Here is a 22,350-nt window from a genome sequence, read left to right as displayed (position 1 = left end):
GTGGATGTTCCGGGTACGTTCCTATTCGCCTTTTGTTCCCGCTGTCAAGCTGTGGTACGCTGCCGTCATGATCGACAAGGCGCCTGCCAGCCGCCGCGGAAGCGAGTTCGCCGACGCCGACGTGGTCGGATCGTACGCCAATCGCACGCCCTACCCGGCCGCGCTCTGCGAGCGGCTCGCGGCGCTGACGCCGGCCCGCGGGCGGGCGCTGGATCTGGGCTGCGGGCCCGGCAAGCTCGCCATCCCGCTGGCCGATCTGTTCGGCGAGATCGTCGCGGTCGATCCGTCTCGAGCGATGATCGCGGCGGCCCGCGCCGCCGACGCCGGCCGGCACGGCGCCATCCGCTGGGTGCTGTCCCTTGTGGAGGACGCCGACCTTGCCGGCTCATTCGACCTGGCGGTGGCCGGCGCGAGCATCCACTGGATGGAGCACCGCCGGCTCTTCCCGAAGCTCGCCGACGCGCTGGCGCCGGAGGCGCCGCTGGTCGTGGTCGGGGGGGACGGGCCGGCTGAGGCCCCCTGGATCGACGCCTACCGCGCGGTGATCGTCAGCTGGGTGGAAAGGCTCGGCGGCGAGTGGAACAGCCCGGAGTTCGTCGCTGCGGCCCGCGCCCACGAGGCCTGGATCGACCTCGAGGGGCGAGACGAGGTGTGGGGCGATTGCCGGATGCCGATCGAGGCGCTGATCGACGGCGAGCACTCCCGCGCCACCTGGACCCGCGCCAAGCTCGGCCCTGAGCGCGCCGCCGCCTTCGACGCCGACCTGCGCGCCGTGCTGACGCCCCACGCCGAGGACGGCCTCGTCAGCTTCCGCACCCGAGCGACGCTGCTCTGGGGACGGCCGCGGCGGGAGCCGAAAGCCGACCTCCGGCCTCAATAGCCGCTCAGCCGCGCCCCTGCGGCTCCAGGTGTCCGTCCTTCAGCGCGAGCACCCGGTCCATGTGGCGGGAGAGCTCGAGGTTGTGGGTGGCGATCAATGCGGCGACGCCGGCCTTGCGGGCGAGCGCGTAGAGGTTCTCGAACACCGCGGCCGAGGTCGCCGGGTCGAGGTTGCCGGTCGGCTCGTCCGCCAGCAGCAGCTTCGGCGCATTGGCGAGCGCGCGGGCGACCGCCACCCGCTGCTGCTCGCCGCCGGAGAGCTGGGCCGGCTGGTGCTGCACGCGATCGGCCAGGCCGAGCTCGCGGAGCAGGCGCTGGGCGCGCGCGTGCGCGGCCTTGCGGCTGCGGCCGGCGATCATCTGCGGCAGGGCCACGTTGTCCAGCGCCGAGAACTCCGGCAGCAGGTGATGGAACTGATAGACGAAGCCGATGGTCGCCAGCCGGATGCGCGTGCGGGCGCGGTCGCCGAGGTTCGAGCAATCGAGGCCCAGGATGCCGATGCGTCCGGCGTTCGGATGCTCCAGGAGCCCGGCGGCGTGCAGCAGCGACGACTTGCCGGAGCCGGACGGTCCGATCAGGCCGACGATCTCGCCCGGATAGAGATCCAGATCGACGCCCTTGAGCACCGGCAGCGGCCCGGCCGCGGTCTCGTAGGTCCGCTGGAGTCCGCGGATGGAGAGGACGGGGTGGCGGCCCTCACTCATAGCGGAGCGCTTCCACCGGATCGAGCCGCGAGGCCCACCAGGCGGGCGGCAGGGTCCAGACGCAGGACATGATCAGCGAGAAGACGATGATCGCGCTGACCTCGCTCCAGTCCACCTTGGCCGGGAGCCGGCTGAGGAAATAGACGTCCGAGGAGAACACCGCCTGGCCCGTGGCCCACTCCACGAACGCCTGGATCTGATCGATGTAGAGGCTGAACAGCGTGCCGACGACGACCCCGGTCAGGGTGCCGAGGACGCCGATGGTCGCCCCGGCCATGAAGAAGATCCGCAGCACCGCCCCCTGCCCCGCGCCCATGGTGCGCAGGATCGCGATGTCGCGGCCCTTGTTCTTCACCAGCATGATCAGGCCCGAGATGATGTTCAGCGCGGCGATCACGATGAGCAGCGACAGGATCAGCGCCATGACGTTGCGCTCGACCTTCAGCGCGCCCCAGAAGGAGGTGTCGCGCTGCGTCCAGTCGGTCACCAGCGCGGTCGGCCCGGCGGCCCTGGCGATGACGGCCTTCATCCGCTCGGCCTGGTCGGGGTTCTTCAGCTTCACCTCGATCTCGTCGACCGAGCCCTCGCGCCCCAGAAACAGCTGTGCCTGCTGCAACGGCATGTAGATGTAGGCCTGGTCGTACTGGCTCATGCCGACCGTGAAGGTCGCCCCGACCTGGAAGGTCTTCTGCACCGGCGAGCCGCCGAAGGCGGTGGCGGCGCCGGAGGGCGAGACCAGGGTCAGCGGATCGCCGGCCTTGACGCCCAGCGTCTCGGCGAGCCGGTCGCCCAGCAGGATGACGTCGCCGCCGTCCTCGCCCTGGCCGTAGCCCTTCAGCGCGCCATGGGTGATGTTCCTGGCGATGATCGGCGTCTGGGCGACGTCGGCCGCGGAGACGCCGCGCACGATGGCCCCGGTGATCAGGTTGGGGCCCATGGCCAGCACCTGGCCCTGCACGACCGGCACCGCCTGGACCACGCCGGGCACCGCGCGGATGCGCTGGACCGCGGGCTGCAGGGCGGGCCCGTCGAGCACGCCGCCGGCCACGAAGACGTGCCCCTGGAAACCCAGGATGCGGCTCAGCAGCTCGGCGCGGAAGCCGTTCATCACCGACATGACGATGATCAGCACCGCCACCGCGATGGAGATCCCGGCGAAGGCGATCAGCGAGATGAGCGCGACGCCGGCCTCGCTGCGCTTGGGCCGCAGGTAGCGCATGGCCAGGATGCGCTCCCAGGCGCTGAAGGCGTGCGCGGGCAGCAGCTCCGAAGCGTCGCCGGTCACGGCCGGCTCACGTGGCGATGGCCTTCACGGCGGCCTCGAGCGGCAGGGTCTGGCGCTCGCCCGTGGCGCGCCGCTTGATCTCCACGACGCCGTCGGCCACGCCCTTGGGCCCGACGATCAGCTGCCAGGGAAGGCCGACGAGGTCGAGGGAGGCGAACTTCGCGCCGGGCCGCTCGTCCCTGTCGTCCAGCAGGGTCTCCTTGCCGGCGGCCTGCAGCGCCCGGTAGGCCGCCTCCGCGACCCGATCCACCGCGGCGTCGCCGGCGCGCAGGTTGACGACGGCCGCGTCGAACGGCGCCACGCTGTCCGGCCAGATGATGCCGGCCGCGTCGTGGCTCGCCTCGATGATCGCGCCCATCAGCCGGGTGACGCCCACGCCGTAGGATCCCATCTGCACCGGCCGCTCGACCCCATCGGGGCCGGCCACGACCGCCTTCATGGGCTTCGAGTACTTCTCCCCGAAGTAGAAGATGTGCCCCACCTCGATGCCGCGGGCGCTCATCCGCTTGGCCTGCGGAACCTCCGCCTCGAAACGCGCCCGGTCGTGCATCTCGTCGGAGGCGGCGTAGAGGGAGGTCCGCCGGTCGACCAGCGGCTGCAGGTCGCCGTCCCAGTCGATGTCGGGCCCCGGCGCGCCCATCTCCACCAGGTCCTGGTGGGCGAACACCTCGCTCTCGCCGGTGTTCGCCAGGATGATGAACTCGTGGCTGAGGTCGCCGCCGATCGGCCCGGTGTCGGCGCGCACCGGGATCGCCTTCAGCCCCATCCGCGCATAGGTGTTCAGGTAGGCGAGGAACATCCGGTTGTAAGACCGCCGCGCGGCCGCCTCGTCGATGTCGAAGGAGTAGGCGTCCTTCATCAGGAACTCGCGGCCGCGCATCACCCCGAAGCGGGGCCTCCGCTCATCGCGGAACTTCCACTGGATGTTGTAAAGATTCTTTGGCAGGTCTTTGTAGGACTTGATGTATCCGCGGAAGATGTCGGTGATGACCTCCTCCGCCGTCGGGCCGAACAGCAGGTCCCGCTCGTGGCGGTCCTTGATGCGCAGCATCTCCTCGCCGTAGTCGTCGTAGCGGCCGCTCTCGCGCCACAGGTCGGCGAGCTGCAGGGTGGGCATCAGGACCTCGATGGCGCCCGCCCGGTTCATCTCCTCGCGCACGATCTGCTCGACCTTCTTGAGCACGCGCAGGCCGAGCGGCAGGAAGGCGTAGATGCCGGCCGCCTCCTGGCGGATCAGCCCGGCGCGCAGCATCAGCTGGTGCGAGACGATCTGCGCGTCGGAGGGCGCCTCGCGCAGCGTCGGCATGAAGTAACGCGAAAGGCGCATGCGGCTCCCGTGGGGTGAAGGGCGAACGGCCCTGATAGCGCCCGGCGAGGCGGCTTGGCAACGCAGCCCTGGCGTCAGCGGACCTCGTGGACCTCGCCGGGCAGGTTCGGCAGGTGGATCAGGTGGAAGTGCAGCGCGGTCCAGAAGAGCACGCAGATCACCGCCGCGATCCAGGTGGTGGTGAGGAATTTCCGCTTCAGCTTGGGATCGACCGGCGCCCCCGGATCGCCGCCGTCGCCCTTGTCGATGCCGGCCTCGGCGTGGCTGACCACGCCGATCGGCAGCACCGCGAACAGCACGGTCCACCAGACCGTGAGGTAGATGGCGGCCCAGGTGAAGGGGCTCATGCGTGCGCTCCCTGCGGATGCTCCATCAGCTCGACGAGCACGCCGCCCATGTCCTTCGGATGGACGAAGATCACCGGCACCCCGTGGGCGCCGATGCGCGGCTTGCCGCCGTTCAGCACGGTCGCCCCCTTCGCGGCGAGGTCGTCGCGGGCCGCCTCGATGTCGTCCACCTCGAAACAGACGTGGTGTTGGCCGCCCTTTGGGTTTTTTTCAAGGAAGGCGCGGATCGGCGAGGCCTCGCCATAGGGCTCGATCAGCTCGATCTGGCTGTTCGGCAGGTTCACGAAGCAGACCCAGACGCCCTGCTCGTCCATGACGAACTTCTCGCCGATGGAGGTCGCGCCCAGCAGGTCGCGATAGAGCCGCACGGAGTCCTCGATCGAGGGCGTGGCGACGCCCACGTGGTTCAGTTTGCCGATCATGCGGCCGGTATAGCGCCGGCCGGCGCGATGCGCGAGGTCACTCGGCGGCCGCCGCCGCGCGGTGCGCCCGCGCCCGGCCCCAGACGGCGGAAACCAGGCCCGCGGCGGTCAGCGCCCAGGCCGCCAGCGCCACCCAGACCATGGCCGCCGCGATCCGGCGCAACCGGGCGAATTCGGCGGCCAGGCCCAGCCTCAGGCTCGCCAGGGCGTACATGCCGAGCGGGAAGACCAGGCTCCAGAGCATGGGCGTGTAGGCCAGCGGAACCCGCTTCAGCCCGTGCTTCCACAGGCCGAACAGCACCAGCAGCGGGATCCACCAGGTCGCCCAGATCCACAGGATCAGGCTCACCCCGTCGACGAACGGCCGCATCGCCTCGAGGAACGCGGCGCTGGTCCCGCTGAGGATCAGCACGGAGCCGGCGTTGCTGCTGATCGCCGCGGCGCCCATCACCACCCACAGGAACGGCGTGAGGTCGTCGGGCCCGACCTCGAAGAACAGGATGCGGTAGCAGAACAGGGTGATGAAGATGCCGTAGAGGCCGAGGCCCACGCCCCACAGCATGTGGATGAGCACGAACAGCGAGGGCGCGAGCGCCCCCTGCCCCGGAACGATCCGGGCCCCGAGGATGACCAGCGACTGGGCGCCGACGATGGCGATCAGCCAGCCGCCGTGCACCACGTCGGCGACCTGCACGGTGTTCCGGAAGGTGAGCACCGCAAAGCCGAAATAGATCAGCGCGATCCAGGTCACCAGCGCGAAGCCCCACAGCGCGAAGGCCGCCCCGCCATGGCCGCGAAGGTCGAGCCCGACGCCGAGCACGTCGGTGGCGGCCACCAGCGTGAAGAAGCCGAACACCCGTCGCGGGTCGATGAGGTCGGCCCACAGCCGCGCGCGGTGCCGCGCGAGCCGCAGGCCGGTCAGCGCCAGCAGCCAGGGATAGGCGATCAGGACGACGCCGAACAGCAGCTCCGAGGAGACGCGGAAGCCCTGCAGCCACAGGGTGTTGGCGATGATCCCGGTGGCCATGACGAGGGCGAAGCAGCCCGGGAAGAGCTCGGCCGCCTCGCGATCGATCCAGGCGGCCAGGCGAGGCCGGCCGTCCCGATGCTGGGCGCGATCGGTCACTCCGCCGGCCGCGTCAGGCGGATTCCAGCGGGACCGGCTGGCGCGCCTCGAACACCGCGCCCGAGGCGATCAGCGCCTCGATCCGCTCGCGCGGGACGCCGAAGGCGTCCAGCACCTCGCGGCTGTGCTCGCCGAGGTCGGGGGTCGGCAGATGGTAGCCGCCCGGCGTGCGGGCGAACTCGGCGAAGGCCCTGATCCCGATCAGCGGCCCCAGGCGCGGGTGCTCCCAAGGCTGGAAGAATCCGTTGTCCCACAGCCACTCGTCTTCCAGCGCCTCGGCCGAGCGCAGGACGGGCGCAGCCGGAACTCCGGCCGCGACGAGGGCGTGCAGCGTCTCGGCGCGGGGCCTAGCGACGAACGCCGTCTCCAGGGTGCGGGCGAGATCTCCGTCGCGCGCCGCGCTCAGGGCCTCGGCAGGATCGAGCTCGAGCCCGAGCACGCGGCCGAGCGCGCGGGCCTCGTCCGGCGCGCCGCAGGCGATCCCGATCCAGCCGTCCGCGCAGAGGTAGTAGCGCTCGAGCGCGCTCGCCCCGATGCAGTCGATCTCGCCGGGCGTGTTCGGCGGCCGTCCGGGATAGGTGGTCACCTCCTGCAGCTGGAACAGCAGGCTCGAGGCCATCAGGCTGGTGAGGATCTCCTGGCCCTCCCCGGTCCGCTCGCGGGCGTTCAGCGCCGCGACCACCGCGGCGGTCACCGAGCCCGCGGTCGCCACGTCGTTCACCGGGATGGTGATCAGCGTCGGATGCTCGGCGCCGCTCTGGCCCGACTGCATCCCGCCCTCGGACTGCAGGAGCGGATCGAACCCGGGCCGCGCGGCCCTGGGGCCGGTGTCGCCATAGGCGTTGATCGAGCAGGAGATGATCCGCGGATTGATCGCCTTCAGCGCCGGATAGTCGATGCCGAGGCGGGCGCGCACCCCCAGCCGGTAGTTGTCGATCACTACGTCGGACGACTGGGCGAGCTCCAGGAACAGCGCCCGCGCGTCCGCCTGCTTGAGGTCGAGCCCCAGCCCGCGGCAGCCGCGGTTGTAGGCCAGGAAGCCCACCCCGTCGGAGCGGAACGGATCGCCTTCCGGGCCCTCGATCTTGATCACCTCGGCGCCGAGGTTGGCCAGGATCGTCCCGGCATAGGCGCCGGCGATCACGGTGCCCAGGTTCAGCACCCGCACCCCGGCCAGCGGCGCGGCGCGGCCGGGCTTGCCGCTGCGGGTCGGACGAGGCTCCCACCTGGGCGGCTCAGAAATCGGCTGGCCCAGGCCCTTCACCCTGGCCGGCGTCGCCGAAAGCCGCGCGGGCGGGGCGGGCATGGCGACCTCGCCCAGCTCCGGATGCTGGAAGGCGAGCCGCAGCCCCGCCTCCCGCACCGTCTCGCCGGCGAACCAGTCCTCACGGTCGAGGACGGGGGCGCAGGGCACGTCATTGGCCTGCAGCACCTCCAGCCACTCCTGCCGCGGCCGGGTGGCGAAGATCTCGGTCAGCAGGTCGCGCGCGGCGACCATGTCGATCTCCATGGCCTCGAACACATCGCCGAGCCCCAGGGTCTCGAACGCCTTGCGGTAGAAGTTCGTGAACAGCGTGCCCAGGAAGAACCACTGCCCGTCGGCGCACCGGTAGAGGCGATAGCGCGGATTGGCGCCCGGCGGGATGCCGCGCGGCAGCGGCGCCTGCCGCTGGGCGCGGGAGATGCCGGAGACCTCGGCGGCGCCGTTCAGCCCGCTCACCGTCACCGCCTGCCCCTGGCCGCTGCGGCTGCGCTCCAGCAGCGCCGAGCCGATCGCCGCGGCGCCCATCACCGCCTGGCCATACCAGAGCAGCGGCTGGATCAGGTGCACCGGCTGGTCGGCGTAGGCGCCCTGCCGCATCGCCGCCGCGATCAGGCCGGCCAACAGGTTGTGGTGGGCGGGCAGCCCGCTCCAGACGCCGCTCGTCCCATAGGGCGGCATCCAGGCATGGATCAGCGCCGGATGGGCCGCCGTCAGGGTCTCGGCGTCCAGGCCGAGCGGCGCGAGCGCGCCGGGGGCATGGTCGAACATCGCCACGTCCGCGCCGGCGATCAAAGCCTTGGCGGTCTGCAGGTCGCCGGCCCCGGCGAGGTCCAGCCTCAGGATCTGCTTGTTGCGGTTGAAGGCGAGATAGCCGGGGTGGTCCCTGTAGCGGTCGCCCCCCGGCGGCTCGATCTTGACGATCTCGGCCTCGAAGTCCCCGAGCAGCATGGCGGCCATCGGCCCGGCCACCCCTTGGGTGAAATCGACGATGCGCACGCCGGCGTAAGCGCTCACTGGGCCACTCCCTGAACCGACGGGCGCGTCTTGCGGCGCCCTTAGGTCAGCATCAAAGCGTTCCGCCGCCGGTTCCGCAACGGCTTAGGACGCCGCTGTCAGACGCGCAGCACAGTGGTCTCGACGACCGGGCGGCGGCCCCAGATGCGCTGGCTGGCCTTCTTGACGGCGCGCGACATCGCCGTCTCGATCGTCTCGTCCAGCTCACGCTCGCCGCCGGAGAGGCGGGTCAGGGCCTGCTCGGCGGCTTCGGCGAGATCGTCCAGCACCTCGTCCAGCGGATACTCCGCATCGGTCGGCAGGCCGAGCGCGCGGACCTGCGGGCCAGACGCGATGCGGCCCCGGCGGTCCAGCACCACGGCCACCGAGACCACGCCGTTGAAGGCGGCGTGTCGGCGTTCGCGCAGCGCCTGGCCGTTCTCCGGCGTCAGCACGCCGGCGTCGAGGTAGAGGCGCCCCGCCGGCGTCTCGTCGATGACCTCCGCCCGGCCGGGCGCCAGGCGCACCATGTCGCCGTTGCGCGGCGCGAGCTGCTGCGGAACCTGCAGGTCGCGGGCGAAGGCGGCGTGCTCCAGGAGGTGGCGGCGCTCGCCGTGCGTCGGCACCGCGATCTCGGGCCTCGCCCAGTGGTACATGTCGGCGAGCTCGTCGCGGCACGGATGGCCGGAGACGTGGATCCCCGGATGGTCGCGCTCGGTGTAGAGCCGCACGCCACGGTCGGCGAGCTTGTTCTGCAGGTTGCGGATGGGGATCTCGTTGCCCGGGATGATCCGCGAGGAGAACACCGCCGCATCGCCCTGGCCCAGGGTGACGTGCGGATGCGTCCCGTCGGCGATCCGGGCCAGGGCCGCGCGCGGCTCGCCCTGGCTTCCGGTGCAGAGGTAGAGGATCGCTTCGGGCGGCAGGTAGCCGGCCTCGTTCTCCTCCAGGAACGGCTGCAGGTCCGTCATCAGCCCGACCGACTTCGCCGCCGAGGCCATGCGCCGCATCGAGCGGCCCACCAGGCAGACGCGCCGGCCGGCGGCTTCGGCGGCGCGGCAGACGCTGTCCATCCGCGCCACGTTGGAGGCGAAGCAGGCGACCGCGACCTTGCCCTTGAGCCCCGCGATCAGCGGCATCAGGGTCTCGCGCACCGCCGCCTCGGAGCCTGCGCGCCCGTCCACGAAGACGTTGGTCGAATCGCAGACCATGGCCAGCACGCCCGCATCGCCGAGCCGGCGGATGGCCGCCACGTCGGTCGGGCCGCCGAGCAGCGGGTCCGGATCGATTTTCCAGTCGCCGGTGTGCAGCACCGTGCCCAACGGCGTCTTGATCGCCAGCCCGTTCGGCTCCGGGATCGAATGGGTGAGGGTGATCAGCTCCAGATGGAACGGCCCCAGGTCGATCGCGCCGCCCAGCGGGACCTCGATGATCTCGACCTCCTCGAGCAGGTCGGCCTCGCGGAGCTTCTCGCGCAGCACGAAGGCGGTGAACGGGGTGGCGTAGATCGGCGCCTTCATCCGCGGCCACAGCCAGGCCACCGCGCCGATATGGTCCTCGTGCGCATGGGTCAGCACGATCCCCAGGATGCGGTCGGCGTAGGCCTCGATGTAGCTCGGGTCCGGCAGGATCACCTCCACGCCCGGCGTCGACTGGTCGCCGAACGTCACGCCGAGATCGACCACGATCCAGCGCCGGTCGTGGGCCGGGCCGTAGCCGTAGAGGTTGAAGTTCATGCCGATCTCGTTCGAGCCGCCGAGCGGCAGGAAGACCAGCTCGTCCTCGGCTCGGGGCGCGGCCATCAGCTCCGGCCCTGGTTGCGTCGCCAGATCTCCAGGAGCCCGCGGATGGTGAGGTCCGGATCGAAGTGGTCGACGCTCGCCGTGGCGCCGTGGAACAGCGAGGCGATGCCGCCGGTCGCCACCACCGTCAGCGGCGCGCCCCGCTCGGCCTTGATGCGCGTCGTCAGGCCTTCGATCATGGCGATATAGCCCCAGAACACGCCGGACTGCATGGCCCCCACGGTGTCGGTTCCCACCACCTTGTGCGGCTTCTGGATGGCGACCCGGGGAAGTTTGGCCGCCGCGCTGTGCAACGCCTCCATCGACAGGTTGATCCCGGGCGCGATCACCCCGCCCTCGAAGGCGCCGTCGGCGGCCACCACGTCGAAGGTGGTGGCGGTGCCGGAATCGATGACGATCAGCTCGCCGGGATAGGCCGCGTGGGCGCCGATGGCGTTGACCAGCCGGTCGTCGCCGGCCTCCGTGGGCTTGTCGATGCGGATGTCGATGCCGAGCTCGGCGTTCTCGCCGATCACCAGCGGCTCCACGTGCAGGTAGCGCCGCGACAGGTTCCGCAGGTTGAAGATCGACTGCGGCACGACCGAGGAAATGATGCAGCCGTCGAAGACGCCGAGCTGCAGGCCGGCCATGTTGAGGAGTTGCGACAGCCACACCGCGTACTCGTCCGCGGTCCGGGCGCTGTCGGTCGCCGTCCGCCACTGGGCCGACCACGTCTGCCCGTCGTGCACGGCGAACAGCGTGTTGGTGTTGCCCTGCTCGATGGCCAGCAGCATGGCCTACGCCCCCCCGAAGAAGACTTCGCCCGCGGTTATGCGCTCCAGGCCGCCGTCGTCCAGCCGCAGCCTGAGCGCGCCGTCCGGATCGAGCCCCTCGGCGACGCCGGCCACCGTGCGGTTCGGGAGCCGCGCCTCGCAGGGCTGGCCGAGGCCGAGCGCCCTCGTGCTCCAGGCCCGCGCGACGGGCGCGAATCCCTGCATCGCCCAGACCTGCCGCCAGGCCTCGAAGCGCGCGGCGAGCACCTCGAGGGCGGCGAGCGGCTCGGGCGGCCGGCCCGCCATGTGCTCGGCGTAGGCGGTCGCCGGCCGCTCCACGTTGGGCGGCGCATGGGCGAGGTTGACCCCGATCCCGACCGCCAGCCACAGGCGGCCGTCGGCGCGCGCGCCGGATTCCACCAGGATGCCGGTGCACTTCCGCCCGTGGATCAGCACGTCATTGGGCCATTTCAGCCCGGCGACGTCGGGGCCCAGGCAGGCGTCGGCGAGCTCGGCGGCGGCGAGCGCGGCCACGAAGGAGAGCTGCGCGGCCTCGAGAGGCGGCGCCTCGGTGGTCATCATGAGGGTGGCGGCGAGATTGCCCCGCTCCGTCGACCAGTTCCGCCCGCGCCGGCCGCGGCCGGCGGTCTGCACGGCCGCGGCGATCCACACCGGCCCTTCGTCTCCCGCCTCGGCCCGCCGGCGCGCCTCGGCGTTGGTCGAGTCGATCTCGTCATAGGCTTCGATCGGCGGATGCGTCGTCATGCGAAGAACCACGGATTCCACGGATTTCCACGGATCGCGACTGCGAGCGAGTGCGAGCGATCCATTCCGGGATCTGGCAAGGTGATCGCGCCTCCGGCGCGGAAGCGGCTATCCGTGAAATCCGTGGAATCCGTGGTTCCCAATTCCTACGCCAGGCCGAAGGCGCGGGCGGCGGTGGCGGCGAGCGGGTCGATCCAGCGGAGCGCCACCATCACCACCGGGAACGAGAACAGCGCCAGGGCGACGGCGATGCCGCGGGCCTCCGGCGCCGGGCGGTCGGTCGCGCCCTCGGCCGCGTCGAACCAGATCACCTTCACCAGCCGCAGGTAGTAGAAGGCCGCCACCACCGAGCCCACCAGGCCCAGCACCGCCGGCCAGGCGAGCCCCGCGTGCAGCGCGGCCTTGAAGACGTAGACCTTGGCCCAGAAGCCGGAGAACGGCGGCAGGCCGAGCGCCGAGAGCGAGAAGGCGGTCATCGCCAGCCCCAGCCCCGGCTGCGCCTTGATCAGCCCCGCCATGTCGTCGATCGTCTCCATCGGCCGGCCCTGGCGCGACAGCGCCGCAAGGCAGGCGAAGAAGCCGGTCACGTCGATCATGTAGAGCACCATGAACACCAGCATGGACTGCATGCCCTCGGTCGTGCCCGAGGCCATGCCGAGGATCGCGTAGCCGACGTTGGCGATCGAGGAATAGGCCAACAGCCGCTTCAGGTTCTTCTGGGCGAGGCCGGCGAACGCGCCCACCCCCACCGAGATCAGCCCGAGGGCGATCAGCACCTCCTGCCACTGGCCCGCCGCGCCGGCGAAGCCCTGGCCGAGCGCGCGGCCGAACAGCACCATGGCGGCGAGCTTCGGGGCGGCGGAGAAGAAGGCCACCACCGGCGTGGGCGCGCCCTCGTAGACGTCCGGCGTCCACATGTGGAAGGGCGCGGCGGAGACCTTGAAGGCCAGTCCGCAGATCAGGAAGATGAGGCCGAAGAGCACGCCGGTCCCGGCCCCGTGCCGCACCGCCGCGGCGATGTCGGTGAACACGGTCGATCCCGCAAAGCCGTAGATCAGGCTCGCGCCATAGAGCAGCAGGCCCGAGGAGAGCGCGCCCAGCACGAAGTACTTCAGCCCCGCCTCCGAGGCGCGGGCGTCGTCGCGGTGCATGGCGGCCAGCACATAGAGCGCCAGCGAGTGCAGCTCGACGCCGACGTAGAGCGAGATGAGGTCGCCGGAGGAGGCCATCATCCCCATGCCGAGCGCGGCGATGAGGATCAGGATCGGGAACTCGAAGTTGCGCACGCCGCGCCGCTCGAACCAGCGCTGGCCGAGCGGCACGCACACCGCGCTCGCGATGTAGATGGCGACCTTGGCGAAGGCGGCGGCGGAATCGAACACCAGGCCCCCCGCGAACGCCGAGCCCAGCGGCTGCAACGCCGCGGCGACGGCCGCGGCCGCCAGCACCAGGATGCTGAGCGCGCCGACCAGGCCGGTGTTGCGCGGCGCGAACGCGCCCAGCACCAGGAGCACCAGCGCGCCAAGGCCCAGGATCAGTTCCGGATAGGCGACCGCGAGCTCGGCGGAGAAGTTCATCTAAGGCCTAGCCCCCGATGGCTGCGCGGTAGACCTGGGCCAGATGTTCGGCCGAGACCTGGGTGAAGTTGAAGACGAATGCCGGCATGACGCCCATGACCAGGGTCGCGATCATCAGCGGGGCGAAGACCACGACCTCCCGGACCTCGAGATCGGCGATGGCCGCGAGCTTCGGGTTCACGAGCTCGCCGAACACGACCCTGCGATAGAGGGTCAGCATGTAGACCGCCGAGAGGATGACGCCGGTGGCCGCCAGGATCGCGGTCCAGGTGGACGCCTGATAGCCGCCGACCATCGACAGCATCTCGCCGACGAAGCCCGAGGTGCCCGGCAGACCCACATTGGCCATGGTGAAGAGCATGAACACCGCCGCATACCAGGGCATCCGGTTCGCCACCCCGCCGTAGAAGGCGATCTCGCGGGTGTGCATCCGGTCGTAGACCACCCCGACGCACAGGAAGAGGGCGCCGGAGATCACGCCATGGCTCAGCATCTGGTAGATCGCGCCCTGCTCGCCCTGCACGTTGCCGGAGAAGATGCCGATCGTGACGAGACCCATGTGGGCCACCGACGAATAGGCGATCAGCTTCTTCATATCGACCTGCCGCCAGGCGACGAGCGAGGTGTAGATCACCGCGATGACGCTGAGCGCGAAGACCAGCGGCGTGAAGAACTGCGAGGCGTGCGGGAACATCGGCAGCGAGAAGCGCAGGAATCCGTAGCCGCCCAACTTCAGCAGGATGCCGGCCAGGACGACGGAGCCCGCGGTGGGGGCTTCGACGTGGGCGTCCGGCAGCCAGGTGTGCACCGGCCACATCGGAAGCTTCACTGCGAATGATGCGGCGAAGGCGAGCCACAGCCAGATCTGCAGGCCCGGGTCGAAGTGGTAGGTCATCAGCACCGGTATCGAGCTGGTGCCGGAGACCGCCACCATGGTCAGGATGGCCGCCAGCATCAGCACCGAGCCCAGCAGCGTGTAGAGGAAGAACTTGAACGCCGCGTAGACCCGCCGCTGCCCGCCCCAGATGCCGATGATCAGGAACATCGGGATCAGGCCGAACTCGAAGAAGATGTAGAACAGGATCAGGTCGAGCGCCGTGAACACCCCGATCATCAGGGTCTCGAGCAGCAGGAAGGCGATCATGTACTCGAGCACGCGGCTGGTGATCGATTTCCAGGACGCGATGATGCACAGCGGCAGCAGGAAGGTGGTCAGGATCACGAACAGCACCGAGATCCCGTCGACGCCCATGCGGTAGCGGAAGACGCCGAACCAGGGCGTGTCCTCCAGGAACTGGAATCCCGCCTGGTTGGGGTCGAAGCCGGCCAGCATCAGGACCGAGAGCGCGAAGGTCGCCAGCGTGGCGATCAGCGCGATCCACTTGGCCGCGCCCACCGTGCGCGCATCCTCCGGCTGGCCGAAGAAGCGCAGGATCAGGATGCCGACCACGCCCACGATGGGGGCGAAGGTGGTGAGCGACAGGATGCCGGTCATGCGTGCGCCCTCCCCTTACGCGTTCCACGCCCACAGGGCGTAGGTGAGCAGGCCCGCGACGCCCAGCAGCATCACGAAGGCGTAGTGGTAGACGTAGCCGGTCTGCAGCAGGCCGGTCCGCCGGCCCATGGCGTAGGTGACCGCCGACACGCCGTCGGGGCCCAGCCCGTCGATGACCCGCTGGTCGCCGCCCTTCCAGAAGAGGTCGCCCAGGAAGCGGGCCGCGCGCACCAAGGTCGCGTCGTAGAGCTCGTCGAAGAACCACTTGTTGTAGAAGAACAGGTAGAGCGGCCCCTGCCGGGCGGCGAGGCGCGCGCCCAGGCCTTCCCTGGCAAGATAGACGTAGGCCGCGACCAGCAGGCCCACCACCGAGACCGCCAGCGGCGCCGAGACGATCCACCAGGGCGCGTTCAGCGGCCCCAGCACGTGGTTGTTGCTCGCCGTGAAGATCGCGCCGCGCCAGAAGGCGTGCTGCCCGGCGCCCACGAAGCGCTCCTCGAACAGGAAGCCGGAGGCGATCGCACCGATCGCCAGCAGGATCAGCGGCAGGCGCATGGTCCAGGCGGTCTCGTGCGGCTCGGCCTCGCCCTGGCCGTGGGCGGTCGCGGCATGCTCCTCGAGCGGCTCGTCGTGGGTCTCGATCTGCGCGGCCGTGGCGTGGTCGTCGTGCGCGTCGTGCGCATGGTCGCGGTTGTGCCAGTGGTGCTCGAGGTCCTCGCGGGTCCAGCGCGCGTGGCCGTTGAAGGTGAAGAAGGCCAGCCGCCAGGAATAGAAGGCGGTCAGCCCCGCCACGAAGACGCCGATGACGAAGGTGAAGTAGCCCATCGGATCGCCCGCCATCCCGGCCGCATAGCCGGCGTGGATGATCGAATCCTTCGAATAGAAGCCCGCGAAGCCCCATTCCAGGCCCGGGATGCCGAGGCCGGTGATGGAGATGGTGCCGATCACCATCACCGCGAAGGTGACCGGCAGGAACCGCGCGAGCCCGCCATAGCGGCGCATGTCCTGCTCGTGCGCCATGGCGGTGATCACCGAGCCCGCGCCCAGGAACAGCAGCGCCTTGAAGAAGGCGTGGGTGAACAGGTGGAACATGCCGGCCTGGTAGGCGCCGACGCCGGCGGCCATGAACATGTAGCCGAGCTGCGAGCAGGTCGAATAGGCGATCACCCGCTTGATGTCGTTCTGGGTCATGCCGACGGTGGCGGCGAACAGGGCGGTGATCGCGCCGATGAAGGCGACGAGGTTCTTCGCCACCGGCGCGTATTCGAACATCGGCGAGAGCAGGCAGACCATGTAGACGCCCGCCGTCACCATGGTCGCCGCATGGATCAGCGCCGAGACCGGCGTCGGGCCCTCCATGGCGTCGGGCAGCCAGGTGTGCAGGAAGAACTGCGCCGACTTGCCCATCGCGCCGACGAACAGCAGCGCGCAGGCGAGGTCCATCAGCCGGAAGTCCCAGCTCGCGAAGCGCCAGGCCTGATGGCTGTGCGCGGCGACGGCCGGGAAGATCTGGGCGAACTGGATGCTCCCGAACGCCCAGAAGGTGGTCATGATGCCGAGCGCGAACCCGAAGTCGCCAACCCTGTTGACCACGAAGGCCTTGATCGCCGCGGCGTTGGCGGTGGGCTTCTTGAACCAGAAGCCGATCAACAGGTAGCTCGCCAGGCCCACGCCCTCCCAGCCGAAGAACAGCTGCATGAAGTCGGCGGCGCCGATCAGCGCCAGCATGGCGAAGGTGAACAGCGACAGGTAGCTGAAGAACCGGGGCTTGCTGTCGTCCTCGGCCATGTAGCCCCAGGAATAGAGGTGCACCAGCGAGGAGACGCTCGTCACCACCACCAGCATCACCGCCGAGAGGCCGTCGAGCCGGAAGCTCCAGTTCGAGACGAAGGTCCCGACCTGGATGAACGGCGCGTAGGTCAGCGTGAAGGGTTGCAGTCCGCCCCAGGTCCACTGCGCGAACACCACCCATGAGAGCGCCGCCGAGAGGAACAGCAGCCCCGTGGTCACCGCCATCGAGGCCACGTCGCCGATGCGCCGGCCGACGAAGCCCGCGATGGCCGCCCCGAGGATGGGGGCGAACAGGATGATGGTGACCAGCGTCTGAGGTGACATGCGCGCGGCTCAGCCCTTCATCATCGAGGCGTCGTCGACGGCGATGTCGCCGCGGTTGCGGAAGAAGGTGACCAGGATCGCCAGCCCCACCGCCGCCTCGGCCGCGGCCACGGTCAGCACGAACATGGCGAACACCTGCCCCACCACATTGCCGAGATAGACCGAGAAGGCGACCAGGTTGATGTTCACCGCCAGCAGGATCAGCTCGATCGACATCAGGATGACGATCACGTTCTTGCGGTTCACGAAGATGCCGAACACCCCGATCGTGAATAGGATGGCGGCGACCGCCAGATAGTGCGGCAGACCGATCATTCGCCGACGCCCTGGCCGGGCTTCAGGGACACCACGCGCATCCCGGTCCGCGTCGTGCGGGCCACCTGATCGGCGATGACCTGCCGGCGCACGTGCGGCTTGTGGCGCAGCGTCAGCACGATCGCGCCGATCATCGCCACCAGCAGCACCATCCCGGCCGCCTGGAAGAAGTAGATGTAGTTGGTGTAGAGCACCCGACCGATCGCCTCGGCGTTGGTGACGTTCGCCGCCGCGGCCGCGCCGCGCGCCATCGGCTGGTCGTTGAGCCTGGCGGCCCCTTGCGTGGCGACGGTCGTCGAGACCACCACCATCTCGATGGCGAGCCCTGCGGCCACCAGGCCGCCCAGCGGCATGTAGCGGGCGAAGCCTTGCCGGAGCGCGGCGAAGTCGACGTCCAGCATCATCACCACGAACAGGAAGAGCACCGCGACCGCGCCCACGTAGACGACCACCAGCAGCATGGCCAGGAACTCCGCGCCCATCAGCACGAAGAGGCCGGCGGCGGAGAAGAAGGCGGCGATCAGGAACAGCACCGAGTGGACCGGACTGCGCGCCGAGACGACGGCGAATCCGGACCCGACCGTCGCCGCCGCCAGTAGGTAGAATGCGATCGCCTGCAGGGCCATCCGGCTCTTCTCAACCCCTCGAAATTACGCTCGTCCAACTCCGCCCCGAGGCTCGCCCGGTCGGCCGGAGCCGCTCGGCGGATCGCGCCGTCCTGTTATCGGTATGGCGCGTCCAGTTCCAGATTCTTCGCGATCTGCCGCTCCCAGCGGTCGCCGTTGTCGAGCAGCTTCTCCTTGTCGTAGTAGAGCTCCTCGCGGGTCTCGACGGCGAACTCCAGGTTCGGGCCCTCGACGATCGCGTCCACCGGGCAGGCCTCCTGGCAAAGCCCGCAGTAGATGCACTTCACCATGTCGATGTCGTAGCGCGTGGTCCGCCGCGAGCCGTCGGCGCGCGGCTCGGCCTCGATGGTGATCGCCTGCGCCGGGCAGATCGCCTCGCACAGCTTGCAGGCGATGCAGCGCTCCTCGCCGTTGGGGTAGCGGCGCAGCGCATGCTCGCCGCGGAAGCGCGGGCTCTGCGGGTTGCGTTCGTGCGGGTACTGCACGGTCGCCTTGGGCCGGATCATGTACTTCATCCCGAGCCCGAAGGCGCCGGCGAAATCGAGGAGCGCCGCGCCCTTCACCGCCTGCCGGATCCGCTGCAGCATCCTCATTTCCTCTCACAGGCGTAGTCGCCGATGTACTCGGGATCTCCGCCGCTCTCGAGCACCAGGGTTCCGCCCTTGGCCGTGCAGTCCGCATGCGCCTGGCGCAGCGCATCGTAATTGGCGATCCCGCCTTCCGGCGCGGGCGAGGCGCAGGCCGCGACCAGCCCGGCCAGGGCAAGAGCCGCGATCGGCCTCACGCGCCCGCTCCGAACACGCGCCAGGCCGAGACCGCCACCACCGCCACCAGCGAGCTCGGCAGGAACACCTTCCAGCCCAGCCGCATCAGCTGGTCGTAGCGGTAGCGGGGCACCACCGCCTTGGCCATGGCGACCAGGAAAAAGAAGAAGATGATCTTCAGGAAGAACCACATGAAGCCGAAGAAGCTCGCCGCCGTCGGCGGCCAGGAGGCGGTGAACGGCGTCGGGAACGGCGCCTGCCAGCCCCCGAAGAACAGGATCGAGGTCATCGCGCAGATCAGCACGATGTTGGCGTACTCGCCGATCTGGAACAGCAGGTAGGGCGTCGAGGAGTACTCGACCGCGTAGCCCGCCACCAGCTCGCTCTCGGCTTCCGGCAGGTCGAACGGCGGCCGGTTGGTCTCCGCCAGCCCCGAGACGAAGAAGATCACCGCCACCGGCAGCATGATGACGGTCAGGAGCTTGGTCCAGATCGGCCCCGGCCCGCCGAACACGTTCCAGTTCCAGAAGCCGCCGGCCTGCGCCGCCACGATCTGCTGCAGGTTCAAGGTGCCGGCCAGGATCACCACGGTGACGATGATGAAGCCGATCGAGACCTCGTAGGAGACCATCTGGGCCGCGGAGCGCAGGCTGCCGAGGAACGGGTATTTCGAGTTCGACGCCCAGCCGCCCATGATGATGCCGTAGACGCCGAGCGAGGAGATCGCGAACAGGTAGAGCACGCCGACGTTGATGTCGGAGACCACCCAGCCGGGGGCGAGCGGGATCACCGCCCAGGCCCCGAACCCGAGCGTGAAGGCGATCAGCGGGGCCATCAGGAACACCGCCCTGTCGGCGCCGTCCGGCACCACGATCTCCTTGATCAGGAACTTCCCGAAATCCGCGAACGACTGGAGGAGGCCGAACGGCCCGACGACATTGGGGCCTTTGCGCATCTGCACGCCGGCCCAGATCTTCCGGTCGGCCAGCAGCAGGAAGGCGAGCGAGAGCAGGATCCAGACCACCACGGCCAGGATCTGGCCCACCGTGAGCAGGGTCCAGCCGCCGGGGGTGGCCCAAAAGCTCTGAGCGCCGGTCATCGCCTACTCCGCCGCGAGCCTTGCCGGGCCCGCGGCGAGCGCCGCGCACTCGGCCATCGTCACGCTGGCGCGGGCGATGGGGTTGGTGAGGTGGAACGCCTTGATCGGGCTCGCGAACGGCTCGTCGGCAAGCTCGCCCGGCCCGCCGAGCGCGGCGAGGTCGAGCGAAGCCGCCCCCGCGCGGCCCTCGACGTAGTCGATGCGCCCGAAGCTCGGGTGGTCGGCGAACAGCTTGCGGCGCAGGTCGTCCAGCGTGTCGTAGGGCAGCCGTTGGCCGAGCCGGTCGGAGAGCGCCCGCAGGATCGCCCAGTCCTCCCGCGCCTCGCCCTTCGGGAAGACGGCGCGGACGCCGAGCTGCACGCGGCCCTCGGTATTGACGTAGATGCCGTTCTTCTCGGTGTAGGCCGCGCCCGGCAGGATCACGTCGGCCCGGTGCGCGCCGCGGTCGCCGTGCGTGCCGAGGTAGACGGTGAAGGCCTTGCTGGCCGAGAGGTCGATCTCGTCGGCGCCCATGAGGAACAGCACGTCCGCGCCCCCTTTGGCGGCGAGCTCGCGCGCGCTCTTGCCGCCCGGCTGGGGAACGAAGCCGAGGTCGAGGCCGCCCACCCGCGACGCCGCGGTGTGCAGCACGTTCCAGGTCGCGCCGACGCTCCTGGCGAGCCCGGCGGCGGCCTTGACGACGGGGGGGCTGTCGGGGCGGGACAGCGCGCCCACGCCGAGGATCACGGCCGGCGCCTTGGCGGCCTTGAAGGCCTGCACGAACTCGTTGCGCTGCCGCGAGAGGCCGCCCAGCGCCTTCGGGCCCGCGCCGAGGTGGTCGTAGGGATAGGTCAGATCCGCCGCCTCGCCGATCAGGCCGATCCGCAGCGCCCCCGCCAGCCAGCGCTTGCGCAGCCTGGCGTTCAGCACCGGCGCCTCGAGCCGCGGATTGCTCCCGACCAGCAGCGCCACATCGGCCTGCTCGATGCCCGCGATGGTCGAGTTGAACAGCCAGCTGGCGCGCGGGCCCTCGCCCAGCGCCATGCCGTCCTGCCGGCAATCGAGGCTCGCCACGCCCAGCGCGCGGAACAGGTCGAGCGCGGCCTTCATGGATTCGGCGTCCTGCAGGTCGCCGGCGATCACCCCGATCCGCTCCGGCCTGGCCGCCTTCAGCCTGGAGGCCACCAGGTCCAGCGCCTCGCTCCAGGAGGCCTGGCGCAACCGGCCGCCCTCGCGGACGTAGGGCCGGTCCAGCCGCTGGCGCGAGAGCCCGTCCACGGCGTAGCGGGTCTTGTCGGAGATCCACTCCTCGTTGATGTCCTCGTTGGTGCGCGGCAGCACGCGCAGCACGGCGGAACCGCGGCTGTCCACCCGGATCGAGGCGCCCAGCGCATCGTGCACGTCGACGCTTTCGGTCTTCTTCAGCTCCCAGGGCCGGTAGTTGAAGGCCCAGGGCTTGTGGGTCAGCGCGCCCACCGGGCAGAGGTCGACGGCGTTGCCGCTGAGCTCCGAGGTCACCGCGCGGTCGAGGTAGGTGGTGATCTCGACGTCTTCGCCGCGGGAGATCAGCCCGATGTCCGGAACCCCCGCCACCTCGGTGATGAAGCGGACGCAGCGGGTGCACTGGATGCAGCGGGTCATCACCGTCTTGATGACCGGGCCCATGAACTTCTCTTCGACCGCCCGCTTGTTCTCGGTGTAGCGGCTGTCGTCGCGGCCATAGCCCATGGCCTGGTCCTGCAGGTCGCACTCGCCGCCCTGGTCGCAGATCGGGCAGTCCAGGGGGTGGTTGATGAGCAGGAACTCCATCACCCCGTGCCGCGCCTTCTTCACCATCGGCGTGTCGGTGAAGATCTCCATGTTCTCCGCGGCCGGCAGCGCGCAGGAGGCCTGCGGCTTGGGCGGGCCGGGCTTCACCTCCACCAGGCACATGCGGCAGTTGCCGGCGATCGACAGCCGCTCGTGGTAGCAGAACCGCGGGATCTCCCGGCCGGCCAGCTCGCAGACCTGCAGGACGTTCATCCCCGGCTCGAACTCGACCTCTTCGCCATCGACCTTGCAGACTGGCATCAGCTTACGACCTCGCGGCCTCTGGCGGCCGTCTTCACGGAATGCGCGGGCGTGGCGAAGCGGGCGATCCAGTCCAGCATCGCCTGCGGCGTGTGGTGGGCGTCATCGGTCACCGCCGAGGAGCGCGCAAGGACACGTCCGTCCGGCTCCGCCACCACAAGATAAGGATAGCCGTCTATCGTCTTGATATCGAACCGCTTCAGCACCTGCCGGTTCTCGTCGTCGCGGCTTTTCTCGGCGCTCGTCACGGCGATCGAGACGACCTCGAAGTGAGCCTTGATGAACGGCTCGGCTTCGGGGAGTTCCATCACCGCCGCCAGCAGCCGACACCAGCTGCACCAGTTGCCGCCCAGATCGACGATCACCCGCTTGTGCGAGACCCTCGCGCGGGCGAAGGCCGCGTCCAGGGCGGCGTCGACGGATTTGGCCGAAGCCTTTTCGTCGTACGGATAAGGCAGCGGCGTGGGCAGCGCCTTCAACGTGCGCACCTCCAGCCTCGGCGTGATTTCCGCGGCGTGGCTGGGTGAGACGAGCCCCGGGCCGATGGCGAGCGCCATGGCCAGGGCGGCGACGGCGGGAAGCGAGCTGCGGGCCATCTCCTACTCCGCCGCCACCCTGGCGCCGGGGAAGGATCCCTTGCGCGC

General features: G+C 70.0%; 21 protein-coding genes. 1 reads left to right on the top strand and 20 read right to left on the bottom strand.

What is annotated here, in order from left to right; translation table 11 throughout:
• Positions 1-67: 67 nt before the first annotated feature.
• Entirely contained in the window at positions 68-880 is an 813-nt protein-coding gene (locus VLI41_RS02895; RefSeq protein WP_325266553.1) for a class I SAM-dependent methyltransferase, read from the top strand.
• Between the two features lie 4 nt (positions 881-884).
• Here the strand turns inward: VLI41_RS02895 and VLI41_RS02890 are convergent, their stop codons facing one another.
• From VLI41_RS02890 to VLI41_RS02795, 20 genes are all read right to left on the bottom strand, one after another.
• Positions 885-1,583 (bottom strand): ABC transporter ATP-binding protein, encoded by a 699-nt coding sequence (locus VLI41_RS02890; RefSeq protein WP_325266552.1) that lies wholly within the window; start codon positions 1,581-1,583, stop codon positions 885-887.
• Complete coding sequence (locus VLI41_RS02885; protein WP_325266599.1) at positions 1,576-2,802, bottom strand: lipoprotein-releasing ABC transporter permease subunit; 1,227 nt, start codon at positions 2,800-2,802, stop codon at positions 1,576-1,578. The genes VLI41_RS02890 and VLI41_RS02885 overlap by 8 nt, the downstream gene beginning before the upstream one ends.
• Before the next feature lie 73 nt (positions 2,803-2,875).
• Positions 2,876-4,195, bottom strand: coding sequence for a proline--tRNA ligase (proS, locus tag VLI41_RS02880; RefSeq protein WP_325266551.1), 1,320 nt, complete (start codon positions 4,193-4,195; stop codon positions 2,876-2,878).
• A 74-nt stretch (positions 4,196-4,269) separates the two neighbouring features.
• Complete coding sequence (locus VLI41_RS02875) at positions 4,270-4,542, bottom strand: DUF1467 family protein (RefSeq protein ID WP_325266550.1); 273 nt, start codon at positions 4,540-4,542, stop codon at positions 4,270-4,272.
• Complete coding sequence (gene mce, locus VLI41_RS02870; RefSeq protein WP_325266549.1) at positions 4,539-4,964, bottom strand: methylmalonyl-CoA epimerase; 426 nt, start codon at positions 4,962-4,964, stop codon at positions 4,539-4,541. Before mce ends, VLI41_RS02875 begins: the two co-directional genes overlap by 4 nt.
• A 37-nt stretch (positions 4,965-5,001) precedes the next feature.
• Positions 5,002-6,090: a tellurite resistance/C4-dicarboxylate transporter family protein gene (locus VLI41_RS02865; RefSeq protein ID WP_325266548.1), complete on the bottom strand. Its 1,089-nt coding sequence runs from the start codon at positions 6,088-6,090 to the stop codon at positions 5,002-5,004.
• 13 nt (positions 6,091-6,103) lie between these two features.
• Positions 6,104-8,368 carry a CoA transferase gene (locus VLI41_RS02860; RefSeq protein ID WP_325266547.1) on the bottom strand — a complete coding sequence of 755 codons (2,265 nt, stop codon included), beginning with the start codon at positions 8,366-8,368 and terminating at the stop codon, positions 6,104-6,106.
• A gap of 98 nt (positions 8,369-8,466) precedes the next feature.
• Positions 8,467-10,149, bottom strand: a complete 1,683-nt coding sequence (locus VLI41_RS02855) for a ribonuclease J (protein WP_325266546.1) — start codon at positions 10,147-10,149, stop codon at positions 8,467-8,469.
• Positions 10,149-10,922, bottom strand: a complete 774-nt coding sequence (locus VLI41_RS02850) for a type III pantothenate kinase (protein ID WP_325266545.1) — start codon at positions 10,920-10,922, stop codon at positions 10,149-10,151. Before VLI41_RS02850 ends, VLI41_RS02855 begins: the two co-directional genes overlap by 1 nt.
• Before the next feature lie 3 nt (positions 10,923-10,925).
• Positions 10,926-11,666, bottom strand: coding sequence for a biotin--[acetyl-CoA-carboxylase] ligase (locus tag VLI41_RS02845; RefSeq protein WP_325266544.1), 741 nt, complete (start codon positions 11,664-11,666; stop codon positions 10,926-10,928).
• A gap of 146 nt (positions 11,667-11,812) precedes the next feature.
• Positions 11,813-13,243, bottom strand: a complete 1,431-nt coding sequence (gene nuoN, locus VLI41_RS02840) for an NADH-quinone oxidoreductase subunit NuoN (protein ID WP_325266543.1) — start codon at positions 13,241-13,243, stop codon at positions 11,813-11,815.
• A gap of 7 nt (positions 13,244-13,250) precedes the next feature.
• Positions 13,251-14,738, bottom strand: a complete 1,488-nt coding sequence (locus VLI41_RS02835; RefSeq protein WP_325266542.1) for an NADH-quinone oxidoreductase subunit M — start codon at positions 14,736-14,738, stop codon at positions 13,251-13,253.
• A 15-nt stretch (positions 14,739-14,753) separates the two neighbouring features.
• Positions 14,754-16,853, bottom strand: coding sequence for an NADH-quinone oxidoreductase subunit L (gene nuoL, locus VLI41_RS02830; protein ID WP_325266541.1), 2,100 nt, complete (start codon positions 16,851-16,853; stop codon positions 14,754-14,756).
• A gap of 9 nt (positions 16,854-16,862) precedes the next feature.
• Positions 16,863-17,168: an NADH-quinone oxidoreductase subunit NuoK gene (gene nuoK, locus VLI41_RS02825; RefSeq protein ID WP_325266540.1), complete on the bottom strand. Its 306-nt coding sequence runs from the start codon at positions 17,166-17,168 to the stop codon at positions 16,863-16,865.
• Positions 17,165-17,794, bottom strand: a complete 630-nt coding sequence (locus VLI41_RS02820) for an NADH-quinone oxidoreductase subunit J (RefSeq protein WP_325266539.1) — start codon at positions 17,792-17,794, stop codon at positions 17,165-17,167. The genes nuoK and VLI41_RS02820 overlap by 4 nt, the downstream gene beginning before the upstream one ends.
• Positions 17,795-17,889: 95 nt before the next feature.
• Entirely contained in the window at positions 17,890-18,381 is a 492-nt protein-coding gene (gene nuoI / locus VLI41_RS02815) for an NADH-quinone oxidoreductase subunit NuoI (protein WP_325266538.1), read from the bottom strand.
• Positions 18,382-18,383: 2 nt separating this feature from the next.
• On the bottom strand, positions 18,384-18,578 hold the full coding sequence (locus VLI41_RS02810) for a hypothetical protein (RefSeq protein WP_325266537.1): 195 nt from the start codon (positions 18,576-18,578) through the stop codon (positions 18,384-18,386).
• The gene (gene nuoH, locus VLI41_RS02805; RefSeq protein WP_325266536.1) at positions 18,575-19,657 is read right to left on the bottom strand and encodes an NADH-quinone oxidoreductase subunit NuoH; all 1,083 of its coding nucleotides are present in this window, start codon (positions 19,655-19,657) and stop codon (positions 18,575-18,577) included. Before nuoH ends, VLI41_RS02810 begins: the two co-directional genes overlap by 4 nt.
• 3 nt (positions 19,658-19,660) lie before the next feature.
• Entirely contained in the window at positions 19,661-21,706 is a 2,046-nt protein-coding gene (gene nuoG / locus VLI41_RS02800; RefSeq protein ID WP_325266535.1) for an NADH-quinone oxidoreductase subunit NuoG, read from the bottom strand.
• Positions 21,706-22,302 (bottom strand): thioredoxin family protein, encoded by a 597-nt coding sequence (locus VLI41_RS02795; RefSeq protein ID WP_325266534.1) that lies wholly within the window; start codon positions 22,300-22,302, stop codon positions 21,706-21,708. The genes nuoG and VLI41_RS02795 overlap by 1 nt, the downstream gene beginning before the upstream one ends.
• Positions 22,303-22,350: the final 48 nt, after the last annotated feature.

Origin of the sequence: Phenylobacterium sp. (assembly GCF_035475775.1) — a bacterium.
In the GTDB taxonomy this organism is placed as follows: Bacteria; Pseudomonadota; Alphaproteobacteria; order Caulobacterales; family Caulobacteraceae; genus Phenylobacterium.
This window is presented reverse-complemented; position numbering and strand designations above follow the sequence as displayed.

Excerpts from the sequence above, each read along its gene's own strand:
- VLI41_RS02895 (WP_325266553.1), top strand. The coding sequence starts at position 68 with ATGATCGACAAGGCGCCTGCCAGCCGCCGCGGAAGCGAGTTCGCCGAC.
- nuoK (WP_325266540.1), bottom strand. The coding sequence starts at position 17,168 with ATGATCGGTCTGCCGCACTATCTGGCGGTCGCCGCCATCCTATTCACG.
- VLI41_RS02890 (WP_325266552.1), bottom strand. The coding sequence starts at position 1,583 with ATGAGTGAGGGCCGCCACCCCGTCCTCTCCATCCGCGGACTCCAGCGG.
- nuoN (WP_325266543.1), bottom strand. The coding sequence starts at position 13,243 with ATGAACTTCTCCGCCGAGCTCGCGGTCGCCTATCCGGAACTGATCCTG.
- VLI41_RS02845 (WP_325266544.1), bottom strand. The coding sequence starts at position 11,666 with ATGACGACGCATCCGCCGATCGAAGCCTATGACGAGATCGACTCGACC.
- VLI41_RS02850 (WP_325266545.1), bottom strand. The coding sequence starts at position 10,922 with ATGCTGCTGGCCATCGAGCAGGGCAACACCAACACGCTGTTCGCCGTG.
- mce (WP_325266549.1), bottom strand. The coding sequence starts at position 4,964 with ATGATCGGCAAACTGAACCACGTGGGCGTCGCCACGCCCTCGATCGAG.
- VLI41_RS02820 (WP_325266539.1), bottom strand. The coding sequence starts at position 17,794 with ATGGCCCTGCAGGCGATCGCATTCTACCTACTGGCGGCGGCGACGGTC.
- nuoH (WP_325266536.1), bottom strand. The coding sequence starts at position 19,657 with ATGACCGGCGCTCAGAGCTTTTGGGCCACCCCCGGCGGCTGGACCCTG.
- VLI41_RS02875 (WP_325266550.1), bottom strand. The coding sequence starts at position 4,542 with ATGAGCCCCTTCACCTGGGCCGCCATCTACCTCACGGTCTGGTGGACC.
- VLI41_RS02795 (WP_325266534.1), bottom strand. The coding sequence starts at position 22,302 with ATGGCCCGCAGCTCGCTTCCCGCCGTCGCCGCCCTGGCCATGGCGCTC.
- VLI41_RS02855 (WP_325266546.1), bottom strand. The coding sequence starts at position 10,149 with ATGGCCGCGCCCCGAGCCGAGGACGAGCTGGTCTTCCTGCCGCTCGGC.
- nuoG (WP_325266535.1), bottom strand. The coding sequence starts at position 21,706 with ATGCCAGTCTGCAAGGTCGATGGCGAAGAGGTCGAGTTCGAGCCGGGG.
- VLI41_RS02885 (WP_325266599.1), bottom strand. The coding sequence starts at position 2,802 with ATGCGCTACCTGCGGCCCAAGCGCAGCGAGGCCGGCGTCGCGCTCATC.
- nuoL (WP_325266541.1), bottom strand. The coding sequence starts at position 16,853 with ATGTCACCTCAGACGCTGGTCACCATCATCCTGTTCGCCCCCATCCTC.
- nuoI (WP_325266538.1), bottom strand. The coding sequence starts at position 18,381 with ATGCTGCAGCGGATCCGGCAGGCGGTGAAGGGCGCGGCGCTCCTCGAT.
- proS (WP_325266551.1), bottom strand. The coding sequence starts at position 4,195 with ATGCGCCTTTCGCGTTACTTCATGCCGACGCTGCGCGAGGCGCCCTCC.
- VLI41_RS02835 (WP_325266542.1), bottom strand. The coding sequence starts at position 14,738 with ATGACCGGCATCCTGTCGCTCACCACCTTCGCCCCCATCGTGGGCGTG.